This is a genomic window from Pandoraea sp. XJJ-1 (genome assembly GCF_026802345.1).
Lineage (GTDB): Bacteria > Pseudomonadota > Gammaproteobacteria > Burkholderiales > Burkholderiaceae > Pandoraea > Pandoraea cepalis.
In genome coordinates this window covers 3,894,700-3,916,452 of record NZ_CP113827.1, presented here as the reverse complement: position 1 = coordinate 3,916,452, position 21,753 = coordinate 3,894,700, and the positions used below count along the sequence as shown (strand labels likewise).

The window sequence follows — 21,753 nt, the reverse complement described above, 5'->3', positions numbered from 1 at the left end:
TGGCGAGGACGATGACCTCCGCCGCGAATCGGGCAGCGTCCTCGCGCGCGCCGCAACGCGGCGCCGATGTGACCGGCGAGGTCCATGCCGCCACACCTGATCCGGTACCCGGGCCGTCGGTGCGCACGGCATCCATGCGATCGATGGCCGCCGACTGGCAGGCTCGCCCGACGCCAACGGCCGACACGCCCGAGCCGATCGCGCTCTGGGGGGCGGATGACCCGGCGCCCGAGTGGGCGAGCGGGGAAGGGGCGGACCCGTGGGTCGAGGCCTATGGCGTGAATACGTCGACGCTCATCCGTGTGGACGGCAAATGTACGCGCTTCGGCCTGATCGAATTGGGCGGGCATCAATTCATCGTGGGTCCGACCGCGACGCCGGCAGAGGCCTCGGTGCTCACCCGCATGCTCAAGACCCATCCGCAGATCGGCGCGATCTTCTGCGTCGAGCCGGGCGCCATGCAGCTTCGTGACGCGCCGGTCGACACGACGAGTGCCCCGGGTTACCACGAGCGCCCGATTGACGGATACATCCTGAGCGTGATGCACGGCGCGCGAGGCGCACGCGGGTCTGCTGCGCCGCAAGCGTCGCCCGTCGGCCTCGACGGCGGACTGTCGCATGTGCAGTTCATGGAGTTCACGGGCATGGAGCGATTCGACGCACAGATTCCCCGCGAGGTGCTATGGCGTGCCGGTCGGGGCGTGGCAACGTTCATGCGAGAGAACCCAGGCAAGATCGCGCTCGTGTGCTCGGAGCGTGGCATTGCGCGTCCAAGCGCCGTGGCGGCCAGCGCGGCGTTGCAACTCCGGTGCGGTGACGCGCACGTGCGTAACGATCTGGCGGCACAAGTGATCGCGCAGCGTTCGGAGGCGAGCGACCACCATATTAACGTCGCCTCGCGCAGCTTCGATCTCATGGCGGAATTTGCCCGATTGCTCAATATGCTGCGCAGCCCGGGGCGAGGGGAGCCGCGCTGGGAGCGCAAAGTGCATCTGCTCCGGCAGCGACTGCCGGAACTGACCGCCGCGCGCGGTGCGGCCATCGACTGGCAGACCGACGCCGGGCGTCGCCGTGCAGCCGATATTCTGGAAGCGAACTTTGACCGCGTCGCCCCGCTGCTTGCCTCGGGCGGCTTGCCGGCCGGCACGGCATTGCTCTGGCTGCGAGACGAAATCCATGCCCTGAGCGGTGTGCGATTCCTGAGTCCGAGCTATGTCGACGGGCACATCGACCGGATCTCTCAAGACGATATCGACCCGGACAGCCCGGACGCCGTGCGCCTGGTGTCGTTCGACGATTACGGGCTGACGTGCGACAACAAGTATTACGAAGCCTCGTCGGTGGCCGGCTGGTATCGGGCGTGCCTGCCTCAAGACGGCTATTTGACGAACCCGATCTCGCGGGTGCCGGTGGTCGCGTTGCTGATCCATGAGGCGGAAAAAGCGCGGCTGGAACTTCGGTTCCGCCACCCGCAGGGGTAAGGGGGCGCGCGTCGGGGGGGAGCCGGCGCGGGACATTGAAGCGAGGGTGAGGGGGCTCGGCGCCACGCCGGACCCACATCTTCGTGAAACGCCGCCCGACGCGCGTATAATTACGCCTTTGCCCTTCCTGATATTGGGTCCCGCCGTGACTACCCCCGCTCCGAACGCCCTGTACGAATCCTCCCTCAAGAGCCTGCCGCTGCTCTCGCGCGGTAAAGTGCGCGACAACTACGCCGTCGGCGACGACAAGCTGCTGATCGTGACGACGGACCGCCTCTCGGCGTTCGACGTGATCATGGGCGAGCCGATTCCGGGCAAGGGCCGCGTGCTCAACCAGATGGCCAACTTCTGGTTCGACAAGCTCGCGCATGTCGTGCCGAATCACCTGACGGGCGTGGCGCCGGAGTCGGTCGTTTCAAGCGACGAAGCCGCTCAGGTCGCCGGCCGTGCGGTCGTGGTCAAGCGCCTCAAGCCGATCCTCGTGGAAGCGGTGGTGCGCGGCTATCTGGCCGGCAGTGGCTGGAAGGACTATCAGGCAACGGGCGCAGTGTGCGGCGTAACGCTGCCCGCCGGTCTGCAAAATGCGCAGCAACTGCCCGAGCCGATCTTCACCCCGGCGGCCAAGGCCGAGCTGGGCGAGCACGACGAGAACATCAGCTTCGACGAGATGGTGAGTCGTATCGGTCGTGAACTGGCCGAGCAGATTCGCGAGATCTCGATTCGTCTGTACAAGGAAGCGGCGGCCTATGCGGCCACGCGCGGCATCATCATCGCCGACACGAAGTTCGAATTCGGTCTGGACGACGAGGGCAAGCTGCACTTGATGGACGAAGCGCTGACGGCCGATTCGTCGCGCTTCTGGCCGGCCGATTCCTACGTCGTGGGCAGCAACCCGCCGTCGTTCGACAAGCAATTCGTGCGCGACTGGCTCGAGACGCAGACGTGGGGCAAGACCCCGCCCGCCCCGAAGCTGCCCGACGAAGTGGTCGAGAAAACGGCCGCCAAATACCGCGAGGCGCTCGAGCGCCTGACCGGCCAGCAACTGGCCTGAGCGGGACGTTGACGACATGAGCGAGAAACAAGCCGTGGCCCCGCGCGTTGGCGTGGTAATGGGGTCCAACTCGGACTGGGAAGTGATGAAGAACGCGGCCGCCGTGCTGGCCGAGTTCGGTGTGCCCTATGAGGCACAGGTCGTCTCCGCGCACCGTATGCCGGACGACATGTTCCGCTACGCCGAAGCCGCGCGCGAGCGCGGACTCGTCGCGATCATCGCGGGCGCGGGCGGTGCCGCGCATCTTCCGGGCATGATCGCTGCCAAGACGTCCGTGCCGGTGCTGGGTGTGCCGGTGCCGAGCAAGTATCTGCGCGGCGAAGATTCGCTGCTCTCGATCGTGCAGATGCCCAAGGGCGTGCCCGTCGCCACGTTCGCCATTGGTGAGGCGGGCGCGGCCAACGCGGCATTGTTTGCGGTTGCGATGTTGGCGGCCGACGACAAGACGCTCGCCGGCAAGCTCGACGCGTTCCGTGCGAAGCAGACCGAAGTGGCGCGCGGCATGACCCTGCCCGCGCTGTAAAAGAACAACACGTCCCTGCGACTGTCAGCGCCTCAACCAAGATGAATTCTGCCTCTGCTGCGCCCGTTCTTCCCGGCCAATGGCTGGGTATGCTGGGCGGTGGCCAACTCGGCCGCATGTTCTGTTTTGCCGCCCAGTCGATGGGCTACAAGGTCTGCGTGCTGGACCCGGACCCGCGCTGTCCCGCCGGTGCCGTGGCCGATCGCCTGATCGTGTCCGATTATCGCGATGAGACGGCGCTCGCCGAACTGGCGTCGCTGTGCCCGGCCGTGTCGACCGAGTTCGAAAACGTGCCGGCGCAGTCGCTCGACTTCCTCGCCGCGTCCACGACCGTGAGCCCCGCCGGGCGCTGTGTCGCGATCGCGCAGGACCGGGTGGCGGAAAAGCGCTTCATCGAAAGCTGCGGCGTGCCCGTGGCCCCGCATCTGGTCATCGAATCGAACGAGGCGCTCGCGGCCATCGGCGACGCGGCCATCGAACGTGTGCTGCCGGGCATTTTGAAGACGGCGCGTCTGGGCTATGACGGCAAGGGCCAGGTGCGCGTGAGTACGGTTGCCGAGGCCCGCGACGCTTATACGGCGCTCGGCGGCGTGCCCTGCGTGCTGGAGAAGCGTCTCGCGCTGGCCTTCGAGGTGTCGGTGCTAAGCGCCCGTGGTGCGGACGGCGCGGTCGCGACCTATCCGCTCGCCCAGAACGTGCACATCGACGGCATTCTCGCGACCACGACGGTGCCTGCGCCCGACGCCGCGCCGGCGCTGGCCGATGCCGCACGCGCCGCGGCCGCCAGGATCGCGGCGCAAATGGATTACGTCGGCGTGCTGTGCGTCGAGTTCTTCATTCTCAAGGACGGCTCGCTCGTCGCCAACGAAATGGCGCCGCGTCCGCACAACAGCGGTCATTACACAATCGACGCCTGTGCGGCCAGCCAGTTCGAGCAGCAGGTGCGTGCGATGGCCGGGCTGCCGCTCGGCGAGACGCGTCAGCACTCGCCCGCAGTGATGCTCAACGTGCTTGGCGACGTCTGGTTCGAAGGCGAGGCCAAGGATCGGCCGCGCCCGCCCGCGTGGGCGGACGTGGTGGCGCTGCCCTCGGCACGCCTGCATCTGTATGGCAAGGAAGACGCCCGTGTCGGTCGCAAGATGGGCCACATCACGTTTGCCGGCGCGTCGCTGGACGAAGCGCGCAAAGCGTGCGTGACGGCGGCGGCAAGCCTCGACATCCCGCTGGAAGACTGAGCGATGACGTCGCCTCAAGCGCCGCACATCGTCATGCCACCGGCAGACGCGATCACGAAGGCCGCCGAACAACTGGCGGCCGGTGAGCTGGTCGCGTTCCCGACGGAAACGGTCTACGGTCTTGGCGGCGACGCGGAGAACCCGACGGCCATCGCGGCCATCTATGCCGCGAAAGGCCGCCCGGCGAATCATCCGGTCATCGTGCACGTCGCCCCAGAGGGCGACCCCGGCTACTGGAGCGACGACGTCACGCCGGCCGCCCGCAAGCTGATGGATGCCTTCTGGCCCGGCCCGCTCACATTGATTCTCAAGCGCGCGCCGCATATCCCCGATGCCGTCTCCGGCGGGCAGGATTCGGTGGGGCTGCGTTGCCCGTCGCATCCCGTGGCGCAGGCACTGCTGCGCGAGTTTGCCCGGATCAAGGGCGGAAGCCGGGGACAAGGCGGTGTGGCCGCCCCTTCGGCCAATCGTTTCGGACAAGTCAGTCCGACGGCGGCGCAGCACGTGCGCGATGAGTTCGCCGGACTGCCGGGGGTGACCATCCACGTGCTCGACGGCGGCGAGGCCGCCGTGGGGATCGAGTCGACGATCGTGGATCTGTCGCGCGGCTTCCCCGCGTTGCTGCGCCCCGGACATATCACGCCCGAGCAGATTGCCGAGGTGCTCGGCGAGATGCCGCGTCTGCCAGGGCAGGACACCGACGCGCCGCGGGCCTCGGGCACGCTCAAGGCGCATTACGCACCGCGCACACCGTTGTACCTGTGCGATGCCGATCAATTCGCGCCCGCGCTGGCGATGCGTCCCGGGGGCGAGCGCGTGGCGGTGGCGGCCTTCGCATCAACGCTTGCCAAGCTGCCCGCCGACGCGTCGGCGTCGGCCGATATCGTGAAGGTCGTGCTACCGGCCACGCCCGCCGCGCTCGCGACCGACCTTTACGCGATGCTGCGCCGGCTCGACCGCGCCAATGTCACGCATATCCTGTTCGAGCGTCTGCCGGACACCCCGGCATGGGCGGCGGTCGGTGACCGCCTGGGCCGCGCAGCAGCGGCATTCGAGCGCGCATAACGCGCAGTGGCGGGCTGGCGAGGCGATCGCGCCTCGTCAACGATCAAGGCGTGTGGCGCGACGCCCCAACGTCCCCAACATTTCCCATATTTCCCGATAATCCGCCGGCCGATGGCGTGACCGTCTGTCCTGCCGCGACTTGTGCCGCCTGCCACGCGCGTCGCCACTCGGGCGGCCCGAACAGCGCCATTGCCTTGTTGCGCCAACCCGGCATCGTGAGCGCGTCGCGCGCCATCGCCTGCCATTCGTGAAATGTCAGCGTGATCGGATTGTGCGTGCGGATCGGATCGACGATGCCGAATTCGCACGGCTCGGCCTCGCTTTCTTCCACGTAAGACCCGAACATCCGATCCCAGACGACCAGTACCCCGGCATAGTTGCGATCGATATAGCGCGGATTGCGCGCGTGATGGGCACGGTGAATCGACGGCGTATTCAGCACGTATTCCAGCCAGCCCAGTTTCGGAATCGCCTGGGTGTGTACGAAGAACTGGAACGCGAGGTTGAGCAGGACCACGCCGACGATCTGTATCGGTGTGAAGCCGATAAGCGCCATCGGCGTCCAGAACAGCCACATGCCCGCGACCGGATACATCAGGCTTTGCCGAAAGGCCGTCGACAGGTTGAGCCGCTCCGACGAGTGGTGCACGACATGTGCCGCCCACAGCCAGCGGATTCGGTGACTGGCGCGATGAAACACGTAGTAGAGAAAGTCCTGCACGACGAAGAGCAGCGCGAAGCCGAGCCATCCGCCCGGCATCGTATAGAGGCGGTGATGGTCGTAGAGCCACGCGTAAAACGGCACGATGAGCAGCCAGGCCAGTTTGTCCGCGCCCTGGTGCATGAGCGCGAGCGTGGCGTTGCTGACCGTGTCCTTCAGGCTGTACATGCCGGGGCGGCGGCGCCGCCAGTACCAGGCTTCGATGCCGATGCACAGCACGAACACCGGCGCGAGCGCCAGCAGGATCAACTCGACGTTCATGACCTCGCGTCTCCTCACGATGGGGTCATCGGAACCGGTGCCCCGGCGTCTTGGCGACGGTGGCACCGATGGAACGTCTATTCTGACGCGAATGGCACGCGACAGCGCGGCGGTTAGAGGGAAACGTCAAATGTGCTCAGGCGAGTCGCCTTTTCAGACGGTGCGCCGCTTCCCCATCAAGGCGCGTTCTCATACACCCACGAAATGAGCGCGTCGTTGAACCCGCGGGCCTGGCTCGCCCGCGGATCGTTCACGAGCGAGACCACCACGTAGATGTTGCCGGAGCGCGAGCCGACATAGCCGGCCACGGCCCCCACATCGTCGAGCGTGCCGGTCTTGATGTGCGCGTTGCCGGCGACGTCGCGATTCATCAGCCGATTGCGCATGGTGCCGTCGACGCCGACCGTCGGCATCGATTCGATGAGCACCTGGGCGGTCGGACTGTTGATGCCGTGTTGCAGCAGACTGGCCAACTCGGTCGCGCTGATACGTTCGATGCGCGACAGACCCGAGCCGTTCTCCACCACGAGCCCCGGCATGGCGAGATCATTTTTGTCGAGCCAGCGGTTCAATACGTCGCGCGAGCGCGTCAGGCTGGCCGGCGTGCGGTTGTTGTCGGCGGCGAGACCCAGCGTCAGAAACAGTTGCCGGGCCATCACGTTATTGCTGAACTTGTTCATGTCGTGCACGACTTCGGCGAGCGTTTGGCCGCGATGCGTGACGAGCAGGTGAGCGCCCGGCGGCACGACGCCCGTACGCACATTGCCGTTGAACTGTCCGCCCGAGGCTTGCCACAGCGCGCGGAAGCCTCCCAGGAAGAATTGATCGCGATCGGGGGCGGCCACGTTCCAGCCCTTGTCCTCGCACGAGGCCGGATACGTGCCCGAGAAGTGCGCGACGTAACTGCCGTCGGCCATCGCGTTCAGCGTGGGGTGAATGCGGGCGAGCCAGTCGCCGCAGTGGCCGGAGCCGGTCGACGACAGGTTGTTTGCCACTTGCAGGTTCGCCAGCGGCGGCAGCACGCCGACCTCGACGGTGCCGTTCGGATTGCCGGTGAAGCTGAACGAAACCGCCTTGAACGAGTACAGCAGGGGATCCGGTGCGACGTTGTACGGCCGGTCGTCACCGCCATCGATGGCACCGGTGTCGCCGATGTCTGCGCTGTAGGCGGAGCGGTCGAGCACGATGTCGCCGTTGATGTTCGTCACCCCGGCGTGGTGCAACTCGGCGACGAACTTCTCCATCTCCTCGGGCACGAGCTTCGGGTCGCCCGAGCCCTTGAAATACAGATTGCCGTTGAGCGTGCGGCCGTCGGATGTGCCGTCGGTGAAGGCTTGCGTGCGCCAGCGATAGTCGGGGCCGAGCGTGTCGAGCGCCGCAATCGTCGTGACGAGCTTCATCGTCGAGGCCGGGTTGCGCGGCACGTTGGCATTGACGGCAAGCAGCGGCGGCCCGATGCGGCCCCGCGTTTGCAGCGGGTTGTCGACCTTCGCGACGATCACGCTCACATGGGCGGCGGGGACCTTGCTGGCTGCGAGCGCGCGCGCCAATTCGGGCGGCAGCGGCGTGGCGCGCGCGGCGCTTGCCGGTACCCTGGGCATCTTCGCGTGCTTGAGCGGCTTCGCCTCGACCGGGCTGCTCACGACCATCGCGAGTGCCAGCGCCGCGCAACACGCGCGAGCGACGTTGCTCATGACGCGGCCCGATGGCGGCGAGTGAAGGGGGCTGCGCAGTGAGCCCGAAAGGTCGGGGGAGCGAGAGGCGCTGCGAAGCAGGCGAGGAACGCGCATGACGGGCGAGGGTCTCCAGTGTTGCGCGCAGCGAAACCGTACGGCCTGAATGCACGACGGGCACAGGCAAGGCGATGCGGACGCGGCGGCGAAGCGAGAAGCGGGTTGCGGGGCCGCGACGTGCGTCTGCCATGCGCGGCCCATGCGTGCCATTGTAAGGCGGTCATGCAACGAACTGTCGCTACAATGGGTCGAATTCCGGCGAGTGTCACGTCAAGGCAACATCAAGCAAGCGCAAACAACGTTGCGTCGGCCGCCAGTGACACGCCCGGAGAGGATCTCAACCGGTGCTCAAGCCATGCGAATTTTGTTGGTGGAAGACGATGCGATGATTGCTACGGCCGTCATGAAAGGACTGCGCCAGGACGGCTGGACCGTCGATCATGTCGGCGACGGTCAGCGTGCGCTCGACGTGCTCTCGCTCGAGTCGTACGACGCGCTGCTGCTCGACCTGGGCTTGCCTCGCCGCGACGGTATCGACGTGCTGCGCACGTTGCGCGCGCGCGGCCAGACGTTGCCGGTGCTCATCGCCACGGCGCGCGATGCGGTGGCCGACCGAGTGAAAGGACTCGACGCCGGCGCCGACGATTACCTTGTCAAGCCGTTCGATCTCGACGAGCTGGCGGCGCGGTTGCGTGCGCTGGTGCGACGTCAGGCGGGGCGCAGCGAGCCGTTGCTGCGTCATGGCGGTATCGTGCTCGACCCCGCGACGCGTCAGGTCACGTGCGGCGGCGCGCCGGTGGGGCTCTCCGCACGAGAATATGCAGTGCTCGAAGCGTTGCTCAATCGGCCGGGCGCGGTGCTGTCGAAGGCGCAACTGGAAGAGCGCATTTATGGCTGGGGAGAAGAAGTGGCGAGCAACGCGGTGGAAGTTCACATCCACGGGCTGCGCAAGAAGCTGGGCGCGGACGCCATTCGTACGGTGCGTGGCGTCGGTTACATGATGCCCGCGCAAACCGGTGAGACGCCGCCTGCCGCCGGCATGACGGCACCGGAGGCGAACTGATGCGCTCGATTCGCCGTCGTCTCCTTTTCGGATTGCTGATCACGCTCGCGGTGGCGCTGCTGCTCGCGGGCATCGCCATCTTCCGCCAGTCGCGCACGGAGGCCAACGCGCTGTTCGATTTCCAGTTGCAGCAAATGGCCCTGTCGCTGCCGGCCGAGCCGTTCTCGAGCGTGCCGGGCGCACACAACGAGTCAGGCGGACTCGTCATCCAGATTTGGAGCCGCAATGGCGTGGAGTTGTACTACTCGCACCCGAGCACGCCGTTGCCGCCGCGCGCGGAACTCGGTTTCACGACCGTGCAGACGCCCGAAGGCGACTGGCGCGTCTATGCGGCGCTCGTGGGCGACAACGTTGTGCAGCTCGCGCAGCCGATGGTCATTCGCGATTCGCTCGCGGTCTCGATGGCGGTGCGCACGCTGTTGCCGCTGGTGGTTGCGATGCCGGTGCTCGCCTTGCTCGTCTGGATCGTGGTGGGGCGCGGCTTGCAGCCGCTGCGTCGCGTGACGAAGGCGCTCGACACGCGTGCGCCGGGGGCGTTGGATGCCTTGCCCGAGGTCGGCTTGCCCGACGAGGTGCGTCCGCTCGTGCGCGCGCTCAATAGTCTGCTCGGCAGACTCGGCGCGTCGCTCGCACAGCAAAAGGCCTTCGTGGCCGACGCCGCGCACGAATTGCGCACGCCGCTCGCCGCGCTGCAACTGCAAGTTCAACTGCTTGACCGTGCCCACACCGACGCGGAGCGGGCCGAGGCGATGCGGGATCTGCGCGACGGCGTGCGACGCGCTTCGCACATGGTGGCCCAATTGCTCACGCTCGCGCGACAGGAGCCGGACGCCGCGCGTGCGGCCGCGGCATTCGTCGAGGTGCCGCTGGCTCCGTTGCTGAGTGAGGTGGTGGCACATCATGCGGCATTGGCGGTGGCGCGAGGGATCGATCTCGGGCTGGACGCTCCCGACGCACTGGCGGCCGTCAGTCGCGTGCACGGCGATGCGAACGCATTGCACACGCTCTTCGGCAATCTGGTCGACAACGCGCTGAAATACACGCCGCGCGGCGGTCATGTCGACGTGCGGCTGGTGGCGGCAACGCCGGCACCGGTCGTGGAAATCGAAGACACTGGGCCGGGCATTGCGCCCACCGAGCGCGAGCGCGTGTTCGACCGGTTCTTCCGCGGCGGTGCGGCATCGGTGGAGGGGGCCGCGCCCGCCCATTCGACGCCGGCGAGCGACGCGACGCAAGACGATGCCGATACCCCGCGTGCGCAGGGCAGCGGCTTGGGGCTGGCGATTGTGCGCAACATCGCGCAGGCGCATGGCGCGCGCGTCGAGTTGTTCGATGCCGCCAACGGCCAGGGGCTTCGCGTTCGCGTGAGCTTCGGCGGCGCGACATCGGCACCGCCGCCTGCGCTTTGATACGTCTGTCGCACGCGATGTCTCTGGCCCTCACCCCCGTGTCACGCTCGTGACCTTGTCATTGTCGATCGTGAGCGTGCGGCGATCCGGGCGGTAGTCGCGCGTCGTCGGCATGGCTCTGCCATCCTGCGTGCCGATGCGCCACGGGCAACCCTGTAGCATCGATTTGGCTTCGCTGAGCGACTTGCCGACGATGGCCTGATCGGCTGGCGCGTCCGGTGTGCAGGCACTGTTTTGGCTCGGCAGCGGCATCGCGTTCGGCATGGAATCGGCCGGGCCTTGTGTTCCCATCCCATCGCCATGGCCGCCGGGCGCGGCGTGCACCGATGCCGCGAAGGCGAGGCACAACGTAGCTCCGGCGCATCCCATCCAGCGAGCGGCGCGGCCATGTACGGACCGGCGATCAAGCGGCGTGTCGATCGTAGACATCATGATTCTCCTGTAGTCGAAGACTCGCGGCGCGGGATCGCGCCACTTCGCCACCGTAGTCAGCGGAACGCATCATGCGCAAGGCGAACCACGCGAGTTGTCCCTCCAAACGCTTGCTGCCGTAACGCATAGCACTCAGTGCAATGCCCGTTGGCAGCCGATGGGTCACTTTTCAGATCGTCTTAAGGTTGCCTTAAGGGAGCCTCTCTACCATCACAGTCATGTCAAACGTGGTGTCAGTCAGGAGAGACTCATGCGGACCTCGAAGCTCACTCGTACGCTGGTTGCCAGCGCTGTGCTCGTCGCGTTGACGGGCGGCTATGTTGCCGGACGTCAGCACTGGCAGGCGCCGCTTGCCTCGGCGATGGTCGCCGACGCCAATGCGGCCAACCCGGCGACGCCAGCCGCCAATGCACCGAACACCCCGAATACCGCGCCACGCATGCTCGTGCCGGACTTCTCGCAACTGGCGGAACAATACGGACCGGCCGTAGTCAACATTAGTGTGACGCACGATGGGAAACCTTCGGCGGGGGGCGGCGCCACGGCGATGCCGATGCCGCCGGGCATGGATCAGAACGATCCGCTGTTCCAGTTCTTCCGTCACTTTTACGGCGCGCCGGGCAACGACGGTGGCGACGGCAGTGGCGATGGTGGCAGCGCACCGACGCGCAGTCTCGGTTCGGGCTTCATCGTGAGCGCGGACGGCTACATCCTGACCAACGCGCACGTCGTGGACGATGCGAGTCAGGTCACGGTGAAGCTCACCGACAAGCGTGAATTCAAGGCGAAGGTCGTGGGCAGCGACAAGGCGAGCGACGTGGCTTTGCTCAAGATTGCCGCCACGAATCTGCCGACGGTGAAAATCGGCGATCCGTCGAAATCGAAAGCCGGTGAGTGGGTGGTGGCCATCGGGTCGCCGTACGGCTTCGACAACACCGTGACGGCGGGCATCGTGTCGGCAAAGGCGCGTGCGTTGCCGGATGAGAACTACACGCCGTTCATTCAGACGGACGTGCCGGTCAACCCGGGCAACTCGGGCGGACCGCTGTTCAACCTGAACGGCGAAGTCATTGGCATCAACTCGATGATCTATTCGCGTACCGGCGGCTTCCAGGGGCTGTCGTTTGCGATTCCGATCGACATGGCGATGAAGGTCAAGGCGCAGCTCCAGCAGTTTGGCAAGGTGAGCCGTGGCCGCATCGGCGTAACGATTCAGGAAGTGAACCAGTCGCTGGCGAAGTCGTTCGGCTTGCCCAAGCCCGAGGGGGCGCTGGTGTCGTCCATCGACAAGAATGGTCCGGCCGCGAAGTCGGACCTGAAGCCGGGCGACGTGATTCTGGCGGTCAACGGCACGACCATCGAGGACTCGGTGCAGTTGCCGGAGAAGATCGCCGATATGCGTCCGGGCGAGAAGGCGACGCTGACCGTCTGGCGCAATGGTGCGAAGCAGGACGTAAGCGTGACGGTGGCGGCGCTGAACGAGAAGAAGGACGTCGCGAGCACGGACGACTCGGCCACGCATGGCCGGCTGGGACTTGCGGTACGCGACCTCTCGCCGGACGAGAAGCGCGCGGCACAGGTGACGCACGGTTTGCTGGTGGCCCGTGTCGGCGGACCGGCCGAGCAGGCGGGCGTGCAGGCGGGCGACATCATCCTGTCGCTCAACGGCACGCCGGTGACGAGTGCGTCGCAACTGAGCGATAAGCTCAAGAAAGCGGGCAATAATGTCGCGTTGCTCGTACAACGCGACGGGCAACAGATTTTCATCCCGGTCGATCTCGGCTAAGCGCCGGGCGAGGCACTCGCGGGATGCCACGCACTACCTTGTGTGCCGGTGCTCGGCAGCGATGGCTTCACGGCTGCCGCGCCACCGGTGCGATCCTGCATCGTGATGTCATGAACGGGAGGTCGAACATGGGGCAACAATGGCAACGCTGGTCGATGGCAGCCGCGACGGCCGCAGCATTGGTCGGAGGGCTTGGCATATCGGTGGCGCATGCGCAGGGCGGCATGCTGCCGCCGTCGATGCAGCAGGGCGACGTGACCTACGTCTCGGGCGGTATCGACAGCGATCAATCGGGGGCCTTCAAGCGCGAAGCGTCTCACTGGCCGCTGTCCATCGAGATGGCGGCTCGCGGCGACGGCGCGAACGAGTACATCGCCGACGCCCAGGTGCAGATCATGCGCGGTAGCAAGACGGTACTCGATGCACGCGCGAAAGGGCCGTTCATGCTGGTGAAGCTGCCGCAAGGCAGTTACACCGTGAAGGCGACGTACGACGGCAAGCCGATGACTAAGAATGTGAAGGTGCCCGCGAAGGGGCATGCAGCGGTAACGTTTCTGTGGCCGCATGACTGATGTGCCGATCGGTCGTGTCGGGTAAAGCGTCACGGAAGACGAGGTAACCCAGGTAGTACTCCGTAGCAACGAGTGAGCGAGTTGCGCCGCCGAAAGGCGGCGTTTTTTTGTTCAATGGAGAGTGGAGGCGGGCGGTCAGCGCGGGGCACGCGTCGACGGTCAAACCATGCCGCGGCACACCGAGGCGTTGTCGACGATGGGCTCGTCGGTCGCGCGCACGGCGAACGTTTGTTTGACGGCGATGCCGTTTTTGATCGCTGTCATCTCGGCGAGAATGGCCACGGCGATCTCTGCCGGGGTGCGCGCACCCAGATGCATGCCGACCGGCCCGTGCAACCGTTCGATTTCCGCCGAACTCAGATCGAACAGCGACAGCCGTTCGCGGCGTCGCGCGTTGTTCACCCGCGAGCCGATGGCGCCGATGTAGAACGCCGGCGACTTGAGCGCTTCGAGCAACGCCATGTCGTCGAGCTTCGGGTCGTGCGTGAGCGTAAGAACAGCGCTGTGCGAGTCGAGTTGACGCTGCACGATGAGGTCGTCCGGCATCTCGCGAGAAAGTTCGGTGCCGGCCACGTGCCATTCGTCTGCGTATTCGCTGCGCGGGTCGCAAACGATCACGTGATAGTCGAGTGCGCACGCCATGCTCGCAACGTACTTCGAGAGTTGCCCGGCACCGATCACCACGAGCCGATGGCGCGGGCCGTGCGAGGTGATGAGGCGCACGCCGTCGAATTCGAGCGGCGGGGTATGGTGCCCGGGGGCGATGCGCACCGCACCGGAGGTCATGTCGAGTTCGCGCACGACGAGGCGGAATCGCGAGATGGCGTCGAGCAGTTCCGGAATGCGCGAGGCGTCGCGCACCGGCTCCAGCACCAGTTGCAAGGTGCCGCCGCAGGGCAGTCCGAAGCGATGCGCTTCCTCGGCCGTCACGCCGTAGCTGGTGAGTTGCGGGCGATCCTGCGGCCAGTCGCCATCGCGCAGCCGGGCGATCAGGTCGTCCTCGACGCAACCGCCCGACACGGAGCCGACCAAATGGCCATCCTCCCGAATCGCGAGCATCGAGCCCACCGGACGCGGGGCGGAGCCCCACGTGCGAACCACCGTGCCCAGCGTGACGAAAAAGCCCGCTCGGGTCCACTGTACGGCGGACTTCAGCACTTCCAGATCGACACTGTCCATCCCACGGTTCCTTGGTCAATACGCGAGCGGTAGCGCATCGGCCAAGGCATGGGCCGCCGTCATGTCACCGCTCGATGTGATGCGCCGAGTATAGCGCGCCTTGGCTTGCGCTGTATCCCACGGGATATTGCGCTTTGCCGTCCCTTTCCGTGACCTTGCGAAGCCTTCTGCAGTGCGCTGCGGACTGCGGGCGAGCGGTCGCGGCGGTGATCTGGCGCGGGGAACTCGTGTCACAATAGTTCGCAGGTCGAGATGACGTCGCGTGACCGACGAGCGACCGCATCACGTTTGGGGAGGGGGCAATGGAGCTACATGACAGACGGCAATTGCCGGTGGCGCGAGACCTCGCGTGGATCGCGCTGAACGACCCGGGCATCCTGCAAGGGTGCATCCCAGGCTGCGAGTCGATCGAGCGGCTCGACGACACGACGTGGACGATCGTCGTGAGCGTCGCGTCGGGTCCGTTGGGCGGTCGTTGGTCGGGCAGGATCACGGTGACGGACGTCACGGCGCCGACATCCTACACATTGAATGTCGACGCCCTGGGCTCGTCTGCCGGACACACACGAGGCAAGGCGACCATCACGTTGCAAGCGCAAGGACCGATGCACACATTACTGACGTATGACCTCACGACGCACCTGGGCGCCGAGTCCGCGCATCTGGACACGCCCCAGGCGCAGGTGGCCGCCCGCAAGCTCGTTGACGAATGCCTCGCGCGGCTGACGGCGGCCATTGCCCCGCATGCCGCAACGTATCCCCCGACTGCCGCCGACGGCGAAGTGGCCGCCGCACTCGCAACCGATGCCGCGCTGCGCGATATGCCGGCCACGCGCGGCAGGCTGGCACGCTGGTGGCCGTGGGCCGTGGCGGCGCTCATTCTGATCGTCGTCTTCCTGTGGGGCGGCCATGCCAGTTGAGCGTCGTCGAGGCAAGGGGGAAGTCGCGCCCGCCGGGGACTCGCCCGCGCGCAGGCGGCGGGCGACGGTTGCGGCGCTGGAGGCACTGGAAGCCGCGGGGAAAGTGCCGGCGCCGGCCGGCGAGGCCGGCTACGACGTGCGCGTGCGCGTGCGTGATGGCGATACGCCAGTGTTCGGGCCCGGGCGCCTGGCGTTGCTGCGGGCCATCGAAGCGACGGGGTCGATTTCCGCCGCCGCACGCCGCATGGGCATGTCGTACCGGCGTGCGTGGCTGCTCGTCGAAGCGATGAATCACGAATTCCGGGAGCCTCTCGTCACCCGACATATTGGCGGTGTGGCCGGGGGCGGCGCGCAGCTCACGCCGTTCGCGCAGAACCTCGCGGCGCACTACGACACGCTCATCAATGAGATCCGTCTGCTGCTCGACGCCCACGTGCCGACGTTCGACGCGTATCTCAGAAGCGGCACGGCGGATGACCCAGAGACCGAATCGGTACCGTCGCATCGCCCTTGATGCCCGGACTCGCCGAGTATCACGAAAACGTTATTTCTCCGTGAGGACTTCGTCACCGTCTTGAAGTGACACTGGCTCCATCGACGCAAACCCAGCGATGGAGGTCTCCATGTCACCCTTGACGAAATCCGTGCCGCCCGCCGCACTGCCCCCCGTGCGAACCGGTCCGGTCCAGCCGGGTTGGCTGCGCGTCACCCATTGGCTGAATGCGTTGGCCGTCCTCGCGATGGTCACGAGCGGCTGGCGGATCTACAACGCGTCGCCGATCTTCGGCTTTCGCTTTCCCAACGAACTCACGCTGGGCGGCTGGCTGGGCGGTGCGCTGCGGTGGCATTTTGCCGCGATGTGGCTGCTGGCGGGCAACGGGCTCGTCTATCTGCTCTTCAATGTGTCGAGCGGACGCCTGTCGCGTCGCTTCTTTCCATTGACGTTGCGCGGTGTGGTGCGCGACGCGTTCGCCGCACTGCGTGGCCGACTCGCCCACGACGATCCCCATCAGTACAACCAGGTTCAACGTATCGCGTATCTGTTCGCGGTGCTCGACCTCGTGCTGCTCGTGGCGTCGGGACTCGCGATCTGGAAGCCTGTGCAGCTTGGCTGGCTCTGCGCGCTGTTCGGCGGATTCCAGGGGGCGCGCTGGGTGCATTTTCTCGCGATGTCGGGCCTGGTGGCATTCGTCGCGATTCATGTCGTGATGGTCGCGCTGGTGCCGCGCACATTGCGCACGATGATTACCGGACGCTGAGTGCGCCGACGACAAGACACGGAGCTGCCATGACCCTCGATCGAAAGCCCAGCCACCTGCCTGCCGACGCACCGGTCGTGCGCGACGGCGAAGCGATTCTCCATGAGGCGCGTGCGCTGATGACGCGCCGCGTGGCCGAGCCCTCGCGCCGCGCATTTCTGACGCGTACGCTGTCGCTCGGTGGCGTGGCGCTGCTCTCGGGCTGTTCGCTGGACGACAACGCGGGTGTCTCGTCGGCGCTCGACACGATCTCGCGATGGAACGATCGTGTGCAGGCCGCCTTGTTTCGTCAGAATGTGCTGGCGCCTACGTTCCCGGCGTCGCGCATCACGCGACCGTTCCCGTTCAACGCGTTCTATTCGATGGACGAGGCGCCCGTCGTCGAGGAAAGCGATTACCAACTGGAGTTGTCCGGCCTCATCGCGGACAAGGCGCCGTGGCCGCTTGACGCCTTGCGCCGTTTCGCCGCCCCGCGCGCGGCCGAACAAATCACGCGTCACGTGTGCGTGGAAGGCTGGAGCGCCATTGGCCGCTGGGGCGGGGTGACGTTCGCCGACTTTCTGCGTCGTATCGGCGCGGACACCACGGCACGCTACGTCGGCTTCAAATGCGCCGACGACTACTACACGAGCATCGATATGCCGACGGCGCTGCATCCGCAGACGCTGCTCGCGCTGACCTATGACGGCCAGACGCTACCCAGGGAATACGGATTTCCGATGAAGCTGCGGATTCCCACGAAGCTCGGCTACAAGAATCCCAAGCATATCCGCGCGATGTTCGTGACCAACACGTATCCGGGCGGGTATTGGGAGGACCAGGGCTACAACTGGTTCGGTGGCAGTTGACGCAACCGCTCGACTGCATGATTGACGGAGCACTTGCGTGACGCTCCGGCAAGGCTCACTCACTCTTTGAGGACTACGGCAATGAAAATGCGATATCTGGCGGTCATGACGATGGGATTGGCACTCGGCACCGGCGCCGCGTTCGCGCAGGACGCGATGAGCAAAGGCGACGCGATGTCCAAGGGCGGCGCGATGAGCAAAGGCGATGCGATGAGCAAAGGCGACGCCATGAGCAAGGACATGGACAAGAGCGGGAAGATGTCCAAGGGCGACGCGATGGGCAAGCACGACGCCATGTCGAAGGGCGGTGCGATGAGCAAATCCGATGCCATGGGGAAGAAGGAAAAAGGCGACGCGATGGGCAAGACCCAGTAAGCCAACTGGCGTAGCACGACAAGCCGACAAGGCGTCGCCCCGAATGTACGTGGCGACGCCTTGCGTCGTTTTGGCGCGACGATTGCGCCGCGTCATTGCCAAGCTTGGGCGCATCAGCGTGTCAGGGCGACTGATTTGATGAGCAGGTACACCTCGCGGCCCGGCGCCAGATGCAATTGGTCGGCAGAGAAGCGTGTGATGCGGGCGCGCAGCACGGTCCCGGCCTTGTCGCCGAGCAGTGTGGCGCCGACTTCCACCGAATCGCCCAGGTCGCGCAGCGTCGCCACGCGTGCGGCCAGCACGTTCAGCACGCTGATGTCGAGCGGCGGCGACGTGGCGATGGCGACGTCGCGCTCGCGCACGAGAATCCGGCAGGCGTCGCCCGCCTCGCCGCTGGCGCGCGGAACACGCAGCCGAACCGTGTCGCTGCCGTTCACGGCCAGCTCGGTCAGGCCGTAGCAGGCATCATGCGCGACGATGCGTGTCTCCAGCACGGTACCCGGGGACTCCGCGGTGCTGTCGAGCGCGTCGCGATGCAGATTGAGCACGTCGGCCGGCGCCCCTTGAGAGATCGTGCGGCCGTCCTTGAACAACACGACCTGATCGGCCAGTCGCATCACTTCGTCGAGCGAATGCGTGACGTAGAGCACCGGCAGCGCCAACTCGTGACGGATGCGATTGAGGTAGTCGAGCACTTCGAGACGCCGCGCGTGGTCGAGCGAGGCGAGTGGCTCATCCATGAGCAGCAGGCGCGGGCACGACAACAGCGCACGGCCAATCCCCACACGCTGCTTCTCGCCACCGGAGAGCGCGCCCGGGCGACGGCCCAGCAAGTGCCCCAGATTCAGCACGTCGACCACGTGTGCAAGCGCAATCGCACCGGTACCGGCGGCGGCGATATCGCGGCGTCGCATCCAGCGGCCGAACAGCAGATTCTGACGCACGGTCAGATGCGGCAACAGGCGCGCGTCCTGAAACACGTAGCCGATGCGCCGGCGCCATGTCGGCAGCGCGACGTCTGCGCTGCTGTCGAACAAGATGTCGTTGCCGACGACGATGCGACCGGCATCGGGCTTGAGCAGGCCGGACACGGCATTGACGACCGTGCTCTTGCCGCTGCCCGATGGCCCGAACAGCGCCGTCACGCCCATGCCCGCGGCGAACTCGGCATCGAGCGAGAAATCGCCGAAGCGATGCTGGAGTCGCACTTCAACCGTCATGACCGAGCGCCTTGCGGTGGCCGAAGCGGATCAGCACCTCGGAGCCGATCAGTGTGGCGACCGCCAGCACGACCGAGATAGCGCACAGGCGCCAGACCATGGCGTCGCCGTCGGGCACCTGCGTGGCCGTGTAGATCGCCAGCGGCAGCGTCTGCGTTTGTCCGGGAATGTTCGAGACGAACGTGATCGTTGCGCCGAACTCGCCCAGTGCGCGCGCGAACGCGAGCACGAAGCCGTGCAATGCGCCGGTCGCGGTGAGCGGCAAGGTCACCGTCAGAAAGGTGAGCCAGGGGCCTGCGCCAAGCGTCTGTGCTGCCTGTTCGAGTTTTGTGTCGGCCGCGTCGAGCGCTTGTCGGATGGCGCGCACGAGCAGCGGGAATCCCATCACGCCCGCGGCCAGCGCCGCGCCTGTCCAGCGAAACGCGAAGGTGAAATGAAACCATTCGTGCAGCAGCTTGCCGATGGCGCCCTGTGTGCCGAACAGCACGAGCAGCGCGAAGCCGACGACCACCGGCGGCAGCACGAGCGGCAAATGCAGCAGGGCATCGAGCAGCGCTTTGCCGGGGAACTGCCGGCGTGCGAGCAGCCAGGCAGCCGCGTAGGCGAGGGGCAGGCTGCACAGCGTGCCCCAGAGGCCGACGCGAAGGCTCAGTTCAACGATGCCCCATTCTTGCGGGGTGAGGTTCATGAAGGATGGGCGGGCGAATTCACGGGCGGGTGAAGCCGAAGCGCTGGAACGTGGCCTGGGCGGCCGGCGTTTGCAGGAATCGGTAGAACGGATCCGCGTCGGCGCGGTTGGCCTGCTTCGTCACCGCCACCGGGTAGACGATCGGGGCATGGCTGTCGGGCGGGAACGTGCCGGCGATGCGCACGCGCTTCTCGGCGTTGGCGTCGGTCTTGTAGACGATGCCGTAGGGCGCTTCGCCACGTGCGACCAGCAACAGCGCGTTACGCACGTTGTCGGCGGCCGCGACCTTGCCTTGCACCTTCGGCCAGAGCCCGAGCTTCTCGAGTGCAGCCTTGCCATAGAGACCCGCCGGTACGTGCGCGGGGTCGCCCATCGCGAGCTTGCCGCTGCCGAGCCTGGTGTCGAGGTCGGTGGCGCCCGGCGTCAGATCGACGTTGCCCGTGGTCGCGGCCGGGGCGATCAGCACGAGCGCGTTGCCGAGCAAGTTGTGACGCGTGCTCGTGTCGATCAGATCGTGCTTCTGCGCGTAGTCCATCCAGTCCTGGTCGGCCGAAATGAATACATCGGCAGGGGCGCCTTTCTCGATTTGACGAGCCAACGTCGAGCTGGCGCCGTAGACGAGCACCGGTGTCTTGCCGGTTTCCTTTGTGTAGGCAGCCGAGACATCGTCGAGCGCGTTTTTCATACTGGCGGCAGCATACACTTGCTGAGCCGCCGCGTGGCCGGCAAACAACAGGCTTGCGCCAACGATGGCGACGCCCAGTGCGCGGTGCAACATCGTGGCGGCTTTGTACGGAGCGTGGGACTTGCGGCGAGCGATTACGACAGTAACGACAGCTTTCACGAACGTGGTCTCCAGCTTAGGTTGGCTCGGCTGACTCGGTATTCGGCGAATGTCGCCGTGAGCCGGCTCATGAATGCAGTCCGGCAGCGAGGCCGGACCACTGGTCGCGCAAGGTGCGCAACGCGTTATGTAGGATTATATATAACGCTGCGACGCTGTACAGGTATACGCCGTATCACGGTGCTCAGATGACCCTCGTAGGGCGCGCGAGAGACCTTTGGGGCGGGCAAAAGGCACACATAGGCGCGCAAAGGCACGTATGGGGGGGGTAAGGCAGCGTAAGGGCGTGTAAGCGCGCCTAGAGGTGCGTAGACGTTCGTCAGGCGGCGCTCGGCGGCGGCTCGCTGCCGGCGCGCAACATCGCGGGGCTCGTGCGCAGCATGTCGAAGAAGCCGTCGACCACGGCATCGCACTCCACGCCGAGGTCGTAGTCGGGCAGGAAGAGCCAGTCCGACATCATGCCGACCACGAGCGCGTGCAACATGATCGCTGCGCGGCGCGTGTCGAGCGCCTGGGGGAGTTGACCGCGCTCGATCGCGCGTTCCATATCTCGCATGATGCGCTGCTTGCCGTCGGCGCACGCTTCGCGCTGACGTTCGAGCACCGACAGCATCTCGTTGGTGTATTCGCACTTGTGAAACAGAATGTCGAGCACGCGACGGCGGCGCTCATTACGCGCCGTCTCCCTGAGCACGAGCTTGCAGATCTCGTGCATGCGCGCCATCGGGTCACCGTCCTGGGGCTCCGTGCATTCCTCGTCGATCATGCGTTCCATCGGCAGACGGATGCGATCCGTCATGGCGTTAAACAGGTCGATCTTGTTCTTGAAGTGCCAATAAATGGCGCCGCGGGTCAGGCCGGCGGCCTCGGCGATGTCGGCGAGCGACGTACGCGATACCCCTTTCTGTGCAAACACCGTCTCGGCGGTGTCTAGCAACAGATTACGGGTCTCGATCGCTTCCTCTTTGGTTCTGCGGGCCATCGTCGTGTCACAGGGGCGGCGGAAATTTGCGAAATGCAGTGGAATGAAACGTAACGAGCGCCGCACATTGATGCGACGCAATATGATTTACATACATTCATGAATG

22 protein-coding genes are annotated in these 21,753 nt (G+C 66.0%); 14 read left to right on the top strand and 8 right to left on the bottom strand.

Annotation, left to right across the window (positions count from 1 at the left end):
• The first annotated feature begins 11 nt into the window (after window positions 1-11).
• The 5 genes from OYT13_RS18065 to OYT13_RS18045 all read left to right on the top strand — a co-directional run bounded on the left by OYT13_RS18065 (window position 12) and on the right by OYT13_RS18045 (window position 5,355).
• Window positions 12-1,481 carry a hypothetical protein gene (locus OYT13_RS18065; protein ID WP_268566746.1) on the top strand — a complete coding sequence of 490 codons (1,470 nt, stop codon included), beginning with the start codon at window positions 12-14 and terminating at the stop codon, window positions 1,479-1,481.
• A 145-nt stretch (window positions 1,482-1,626) separates the two neighbouring features.
• Window positions 1,627-2,532: a phosphoribosylaminoimidazolesuccinocarboxamide synthase gene (locus tag OYT13_RS18060; RefSeq protein WP_017231847.1), complete on the top strand. Its 906-nt coding sequence runs from the start codon at window positions 1,627-1,629 to the stop codon at window positions 2,530-2,532.
• Window positions 2,533-2,548: 16 nt separating this feature from the next.
• Window positions 2,549-3,055, top strand: a complete 507-nt coding sequence (gene purE / locus OYT13_RS18055) for a 5-(carboxyamino)imidazole ribonucleotide mutase (protein ID WP_150563480.1) — start codon at window positions 2,549-2,551, stop codon at window positions 3,053-3,055.
• Between the two features lie 41 nt (window positions 3,056-3,096).
• Window positions 3,097-4,290, top strand: a complete 1,194-nt coding sequence (locus tag OYT13_RS18050) for a 5-(carboxyamino)imidazole ribonucleotide synthase (protein WP_268566745.1) — start codon at window positions 3,097-3,099, stop codon at window positions 4,288-4,290.
• A gap of 3 nt (window positions 4,291-4,293) precedes the next feature.
• The gene (locus OYT13_RS18045) at window positions 4,294-5,355 is read left to right on the top strand and encodes an L-threonylcarbamoyladenylate synthase (protein WP_268566744.1); all 1,062 of its coding nucleotides are present in this window, start codon (window positions 4,294-4,296) and stop codon (window positions 5,353-5,355) included.
• Between the two features lie 43 nt (window positions 5,356-5,398).
• On the opposite strand, the gene OYT13_RS18040 is transcribed toward OYT13_RS18045, so the two are convergent.
• Window positions 5,399-6,337, bottom strand: a complete 939-nt coding sequence (locus OYT13_RS18040) for a sterol desaturase family protein (protein WP_268566743.1) — start codon at window positions 6,335-6,337, stop codon at window positions 5,399-5,401.
• A 176-nt stretch (window positions 6,338-6,513) separates the two neighbouring features.
• Window positions 6,514-8,031: a D-alanyl-D-alanine carboxypeptidase/D-alanyl-D-alanine endopeptidase gene (gene dacB, locus OYT13_RS18035; protein ID WP_261938146.1), complete on the bottom strand. Its 1,518-nt coding sequence runs from the start codon at window positions 8,029-8,031 to the stop codon at window positions 6,514-6,516.
• A 394-nt stretch (window positions 8,032-8,425) separates the two neighbouring features.
• Between dacB and OYT13_RS18030 the strand changes: the two genes are divergently transcribed.
• Together OYT13_RS18030 and OYT13_RS18025 are read left to right on the top strand one after the other, a co-directional pair.
• Window positions 8,426-9,133, top strand: a complete 708-nt coding sequence (locus OYT13_RS18030; protein WP_017231841.1) for a response regulator — start codon at window positions 8,426-8,428, stop codon at window positions 9,131-9,133.
• Window positions 9,133-10,542, top strand: coding sequence for an ATP-binding protein (locus OYT13_RS18025; RefSeq protein WP_017231840.1), 1,410 nt, complete (start codon window positions 9,133-9,135; stop codon window positions 10,540-10,542). The genes OYT13_RS18030 and OYT13_RS18025 overlap by 1 nt, the downstream gene beginning before the upstream one ends.
• A gap of 30 nt (window positions 10,543-10,572) precedes the next feature.
• Here OYT13_RS18025 and OYT13_RS18020 read toward each other — a convergent pair whose 3' ends face one another.
• Entirely contained in the window at window positions 10,573-10,974 is a 402-nt protein-coding gene (locus OYT13_RS18020; protein WP_157211327.1) for a hypothetical protein, read from the bottom strand.
• A gap of 250 nt (window positions 10,975-11,224) precedes the next feature.
• Between OYT13_RS18020 and OYT13_RS18015 the strand changes: the two genes are divergently transcribed.
• Together OYT13_RS18015 and OYT13_RS18010 are read left to right on the top strand one after the other, a co-directional pair.
• Window positions 11,225-12,760 carry a DegQ family serine endoprotease gene (locus OYT13_RS18015; protein WP_017231838.1) on the top strand — a complete coding sequence of 512 codons (1,536 nt, stop codon included), beginning with the start codon at window positions 11,225-11,227 and terminating at the stop codon, window positions 12,758-12,760.
• Window positions 12,761-12,888: 128 nt separating this feature from the next.
• Window positions 12,889-13,332, top strand: coding sequence for a carboxypeptidase regulatory-like domain-containing protein (locus tag OYT13_RS18010; RefSeq protein ID WP_017231837.1), 444 nt, complete (start codon window positions 12,889-12,891; stop codon window positions 13,330-13,332).
• 159 nt (window positions 13,333-13,491) lie between these two features.
• On the opposite strand, the gene OYT13_RS18005 is transcribed toward OYT13_RS18010, so the two are convergent.
• A complete protein-coding gene (locus OYT13_RS18005) occupies window positions 13,492-14,511 on the bottom strand; it encodes an XdhC family protein (RefSeq protein WP_150563473.1) in 1,020 nt (339 codons plus the stop codon).
• A gap of 302 nt (window positions 14,512-14,813) precedes the next feature.
• Between OYT13_RS18005 and OYT13_RS18000 the strand changes: the two genes are divergently transcribed.
• From OYT13_RS18000 to OYT13_RS17980, 5 genes are all read left to right on the top strand, one after another.
• A complete protein-coding gene (locus OYT13_RS18000; protein WP_268566742.1) occupies window positions 14,814-15,431 on the top strand; it encodes a CoxG family protein in 618 nt (205 codons plus the stop codon).
• On the top strand, window positions 15,421-15,945 hold the full coding sequence (locus OYT13_RS25185; RefSeq protein ID WP_327198100.1) for a winged helix-turn-helix domain-containing protein: 525 nt from the start codon (window positions 15,421-15,423) through the stop codon (window positions 15,943-15,945). The genes OYT13_RS18000 and OYT13_RS25185 overlap by 11 nt, the downstream gene beginning before the upstream one ends.
• A 109-nt stretch (window positions 15,946-16,054) precedes the next feature.
• Window positions 16,055-16,690 carry a cytochrome b/b6 domain-containing protein gene (locus OYT13_RS17990; protein ID WP_268566741.1) on the top strand — a complete coding sequence of 212 codons (636 nt, stop codon included), beginning with the start codon at window positions 16,055-16,057 and terminating at the stop codon, window positions 16,688-16,690.
• A gap of 119 nt (window positions 16,691-16,809) precedes the next feature.
• Complete coding sequence (locus OYT13_RS17985) at window positions 16,810-17,538, top strand: molybdopterin-dependent oxidoreductase (protein ID WP_442796498.1); 729 nt, start codon at window positions 16,810-16,812, stop codon at window positions 17,536-17,538.
• Between the two features lie 81 nt (window positions 17,539-17,619).
• Window positions 17,620-17,913, top strand: coding sequence for a hypothetical protein (locus OYT13_RS17980; RefSeq protein ID WP_017231648.1), 294 nt, complete (start codon window positions 17,620-17,622; stop codon window positions 17,911-17,913).
• 113 nt (window positions 17,914-18,026) lie between these two features.
• On the opposite strand, the gene modC is transcribed toward OYT13_RS17980, so the two are convergent.
• The 4 genes from modC to OYT13_RS17960 all read right to left on the bottom strand — a co-directional run bounded on the left by modC (window position 18,027) and on the right by OYT13_RS17960 (window position 21,647).
• A complete protein-coding gene (gene modC, locus OYT13_RS17975; protein WP_268566739.1) occupies window positions 18,027-19,133 on the bottom strand; it encodes a molybdenum ABC transporter ATP-binding protein in 1,107 nt (368 codons plus the stop codon).
• Entirely contained in the window at window positions 19,123-19,821 is a 699-nt protein-coding gene (gene modB / locus OYT13_RS17970) for a molybdate ABC transporter permease subunit (protein WP_017231650.1), read from the bottom strand. The genes modC and modB overlap by 11 nt, the downstream gene beginning before the upstream one ends.
• A 19-nt stretch (window positions 19,822-19,840) precedes the next feature.
• Window positions 19,841-20,665, bottom strand: a complete 825-nt coding sequence (gene modA, locus OYT13_RS17965; RefSeq protein ID WP_232424484.1) for a molybdate ABC transporter substrate-binding protein — start codon at window positions 20,663-20,665, stop codon at window positions 19,841-19,843.
• A gap of 319 nt (window positions 20,666-20,984) precedes the next feature.
• Window positions 20,985-21,647 carry a TetR family transcriptional regulator gene (locus tag OYT13_RS17960; RefSeq protein ID WP_026131538.1) on the bottom strand — a complete coding sequence of 221 codons (663 nt, stop codon included), beginning with the start codon at window positions 21,645-21,647 and terminating at the stop codon, window positions 20,985-20,987.
• Window positions 21,648-21,753 lie beyond the last annotated feature (106 nt).

Bases quoted from the DNA above. Each gene is read 5' to 3' on its own strand.
- OYT13_RS18065 (WP_268566746.1), top strand. From the start codon at position 12: ATGACCTCCGCCGCGAATCGGGCAGCGTCCTCGCGCGCGCCGCAACGC.
- purE (WP_150563480.1), top strand. From the start codon at position 2,549: ATGAGCGAGAAACAAGCCGTGGCCCCGCGCGTTGGCGTGGTAATGGGG.
- OYT13_RS18050 (WP_268566745.1), top strand. From the start codon at position 3,097: ATGAATTCTGCCTCTGCTGCGCCCGTTCTTCCCGGCCAATGGCTGGGT.
- OYT13_RS18045 (WP_268566744.1), top strand. From the start codon at position 4,294: ATGACGTCGCCTCAAGCGCCGCACATCGTCATGCCACCGGCAGACGCG.
- OYT13_RS18040 (WP_268566743.1), bottom strand. From the start codon at position 6,337: ATGAACGTCGAGTTGATCCTGCTGGCGCTCGCGCCGGTGTTCGTGCTG.
- dacB (WP_261938146.1), bottom strand. From the start codon at position 8,031: ATGAGCAACGTCGCTCGCGCGTGTTGCGCGGCGCTGGCACTCGCGATG.
- OYT13_RS18030 (WP_017231841.1), top strand. From the start codon at position 8,426: ATGCGAATTTTGTTGGTGGAAGACGATGCGATGATTGCTACGGCCGTC.
- OYT13_RS18025 (WP_017231840.1), top strand. From the start codon at position 9,133: ATGCGCTCGATTCGCCGTCGTCTCCTTTTCGGATTGCTGATCACGCTC.
- OYT13_RS18020 (WP_157211327.1), bottom strand. From the start codon at position 10,974: ATGATGTCTACGATCGACACGCCGCTTGATCGCCGGTCCGTACATGGC.
- OYT13_RS18015 (WP_017231838.1), top strand. From the start codon at position 11,225: ATGCGGACCTCGAAGCTCACTCGTACGCTGGTTGCCAGCGCTGTGCTC.
- OYT13_RS18010 (WP_017231837.1), top strand. From the start codon at position 12,889: ATGGGGCAACAATGGCAACGCTGGTCGATGGCAGCCGCGACGGCCGCA.
- OYT13_RS18005 (WP_150563473.1), bottom strand. From the start codon at position 14,511: ATGGACAGTGTCGATCTGGAAGTGCTGAAGTCCGCCGTACAGTGGACC.
- OYT13_RS18000 (WP_268566742.1), top strand. From the start codon at position 14,814: ATGGAGCTACATGACAGACGGCAATTGCCGGTGGCGCGAGACCTCGCG.
- OYT13_RS25185 (WP_327198100.1), top strand. From the start codon at position 15,421: ATGCCAGTTGAGCGTCGTCGAGGCAAGGGGGAAGTCGCGCCCGCCGGG.
- OYT13_RS17990 (WP_268566741.1), top strand. From the start codon at position 16,055: ATGTCACCCTTGACGAAATCCGTGCCGCCCGCCGCACTGCCCCCCGTG.
- OYT13_RS17985 (WP_442796498.1), top strand. From the start codon at position 16,810: ATGACGCGCCGCGTGGCCGAGCCCTCGCGCCGCGCATTTCTGACGCGT.
- OYT13_RS17980 (WP_017231648.1), top strand. From the start codon at position 17,620: ATGAAAATGCGATATCTGGCGGTCATGACGATGGGATTGGCACTCGGC.
- modC (WP_268566739.1), bottom strand. From the start codon at position 19,133: ATGACGGTTGAAGTGCGACTCCAGCATCGCTTCGGCGATTTCTCGCTC.
- modB (WP_017231650.1), bottom strand. From the start codon at position 19,821: ATGAACCTCACCCCGCAAGAATGGGGCATCGTTGAACTGAGCCTTCGC.
- OYT13_RS17960 (WP_026131538.1), bottom strand. From the start codon at position 21,647: ATGGCCCGCAGAACCAAAGAGGAAGCGATCGAGACCCGTAATCTGTTG.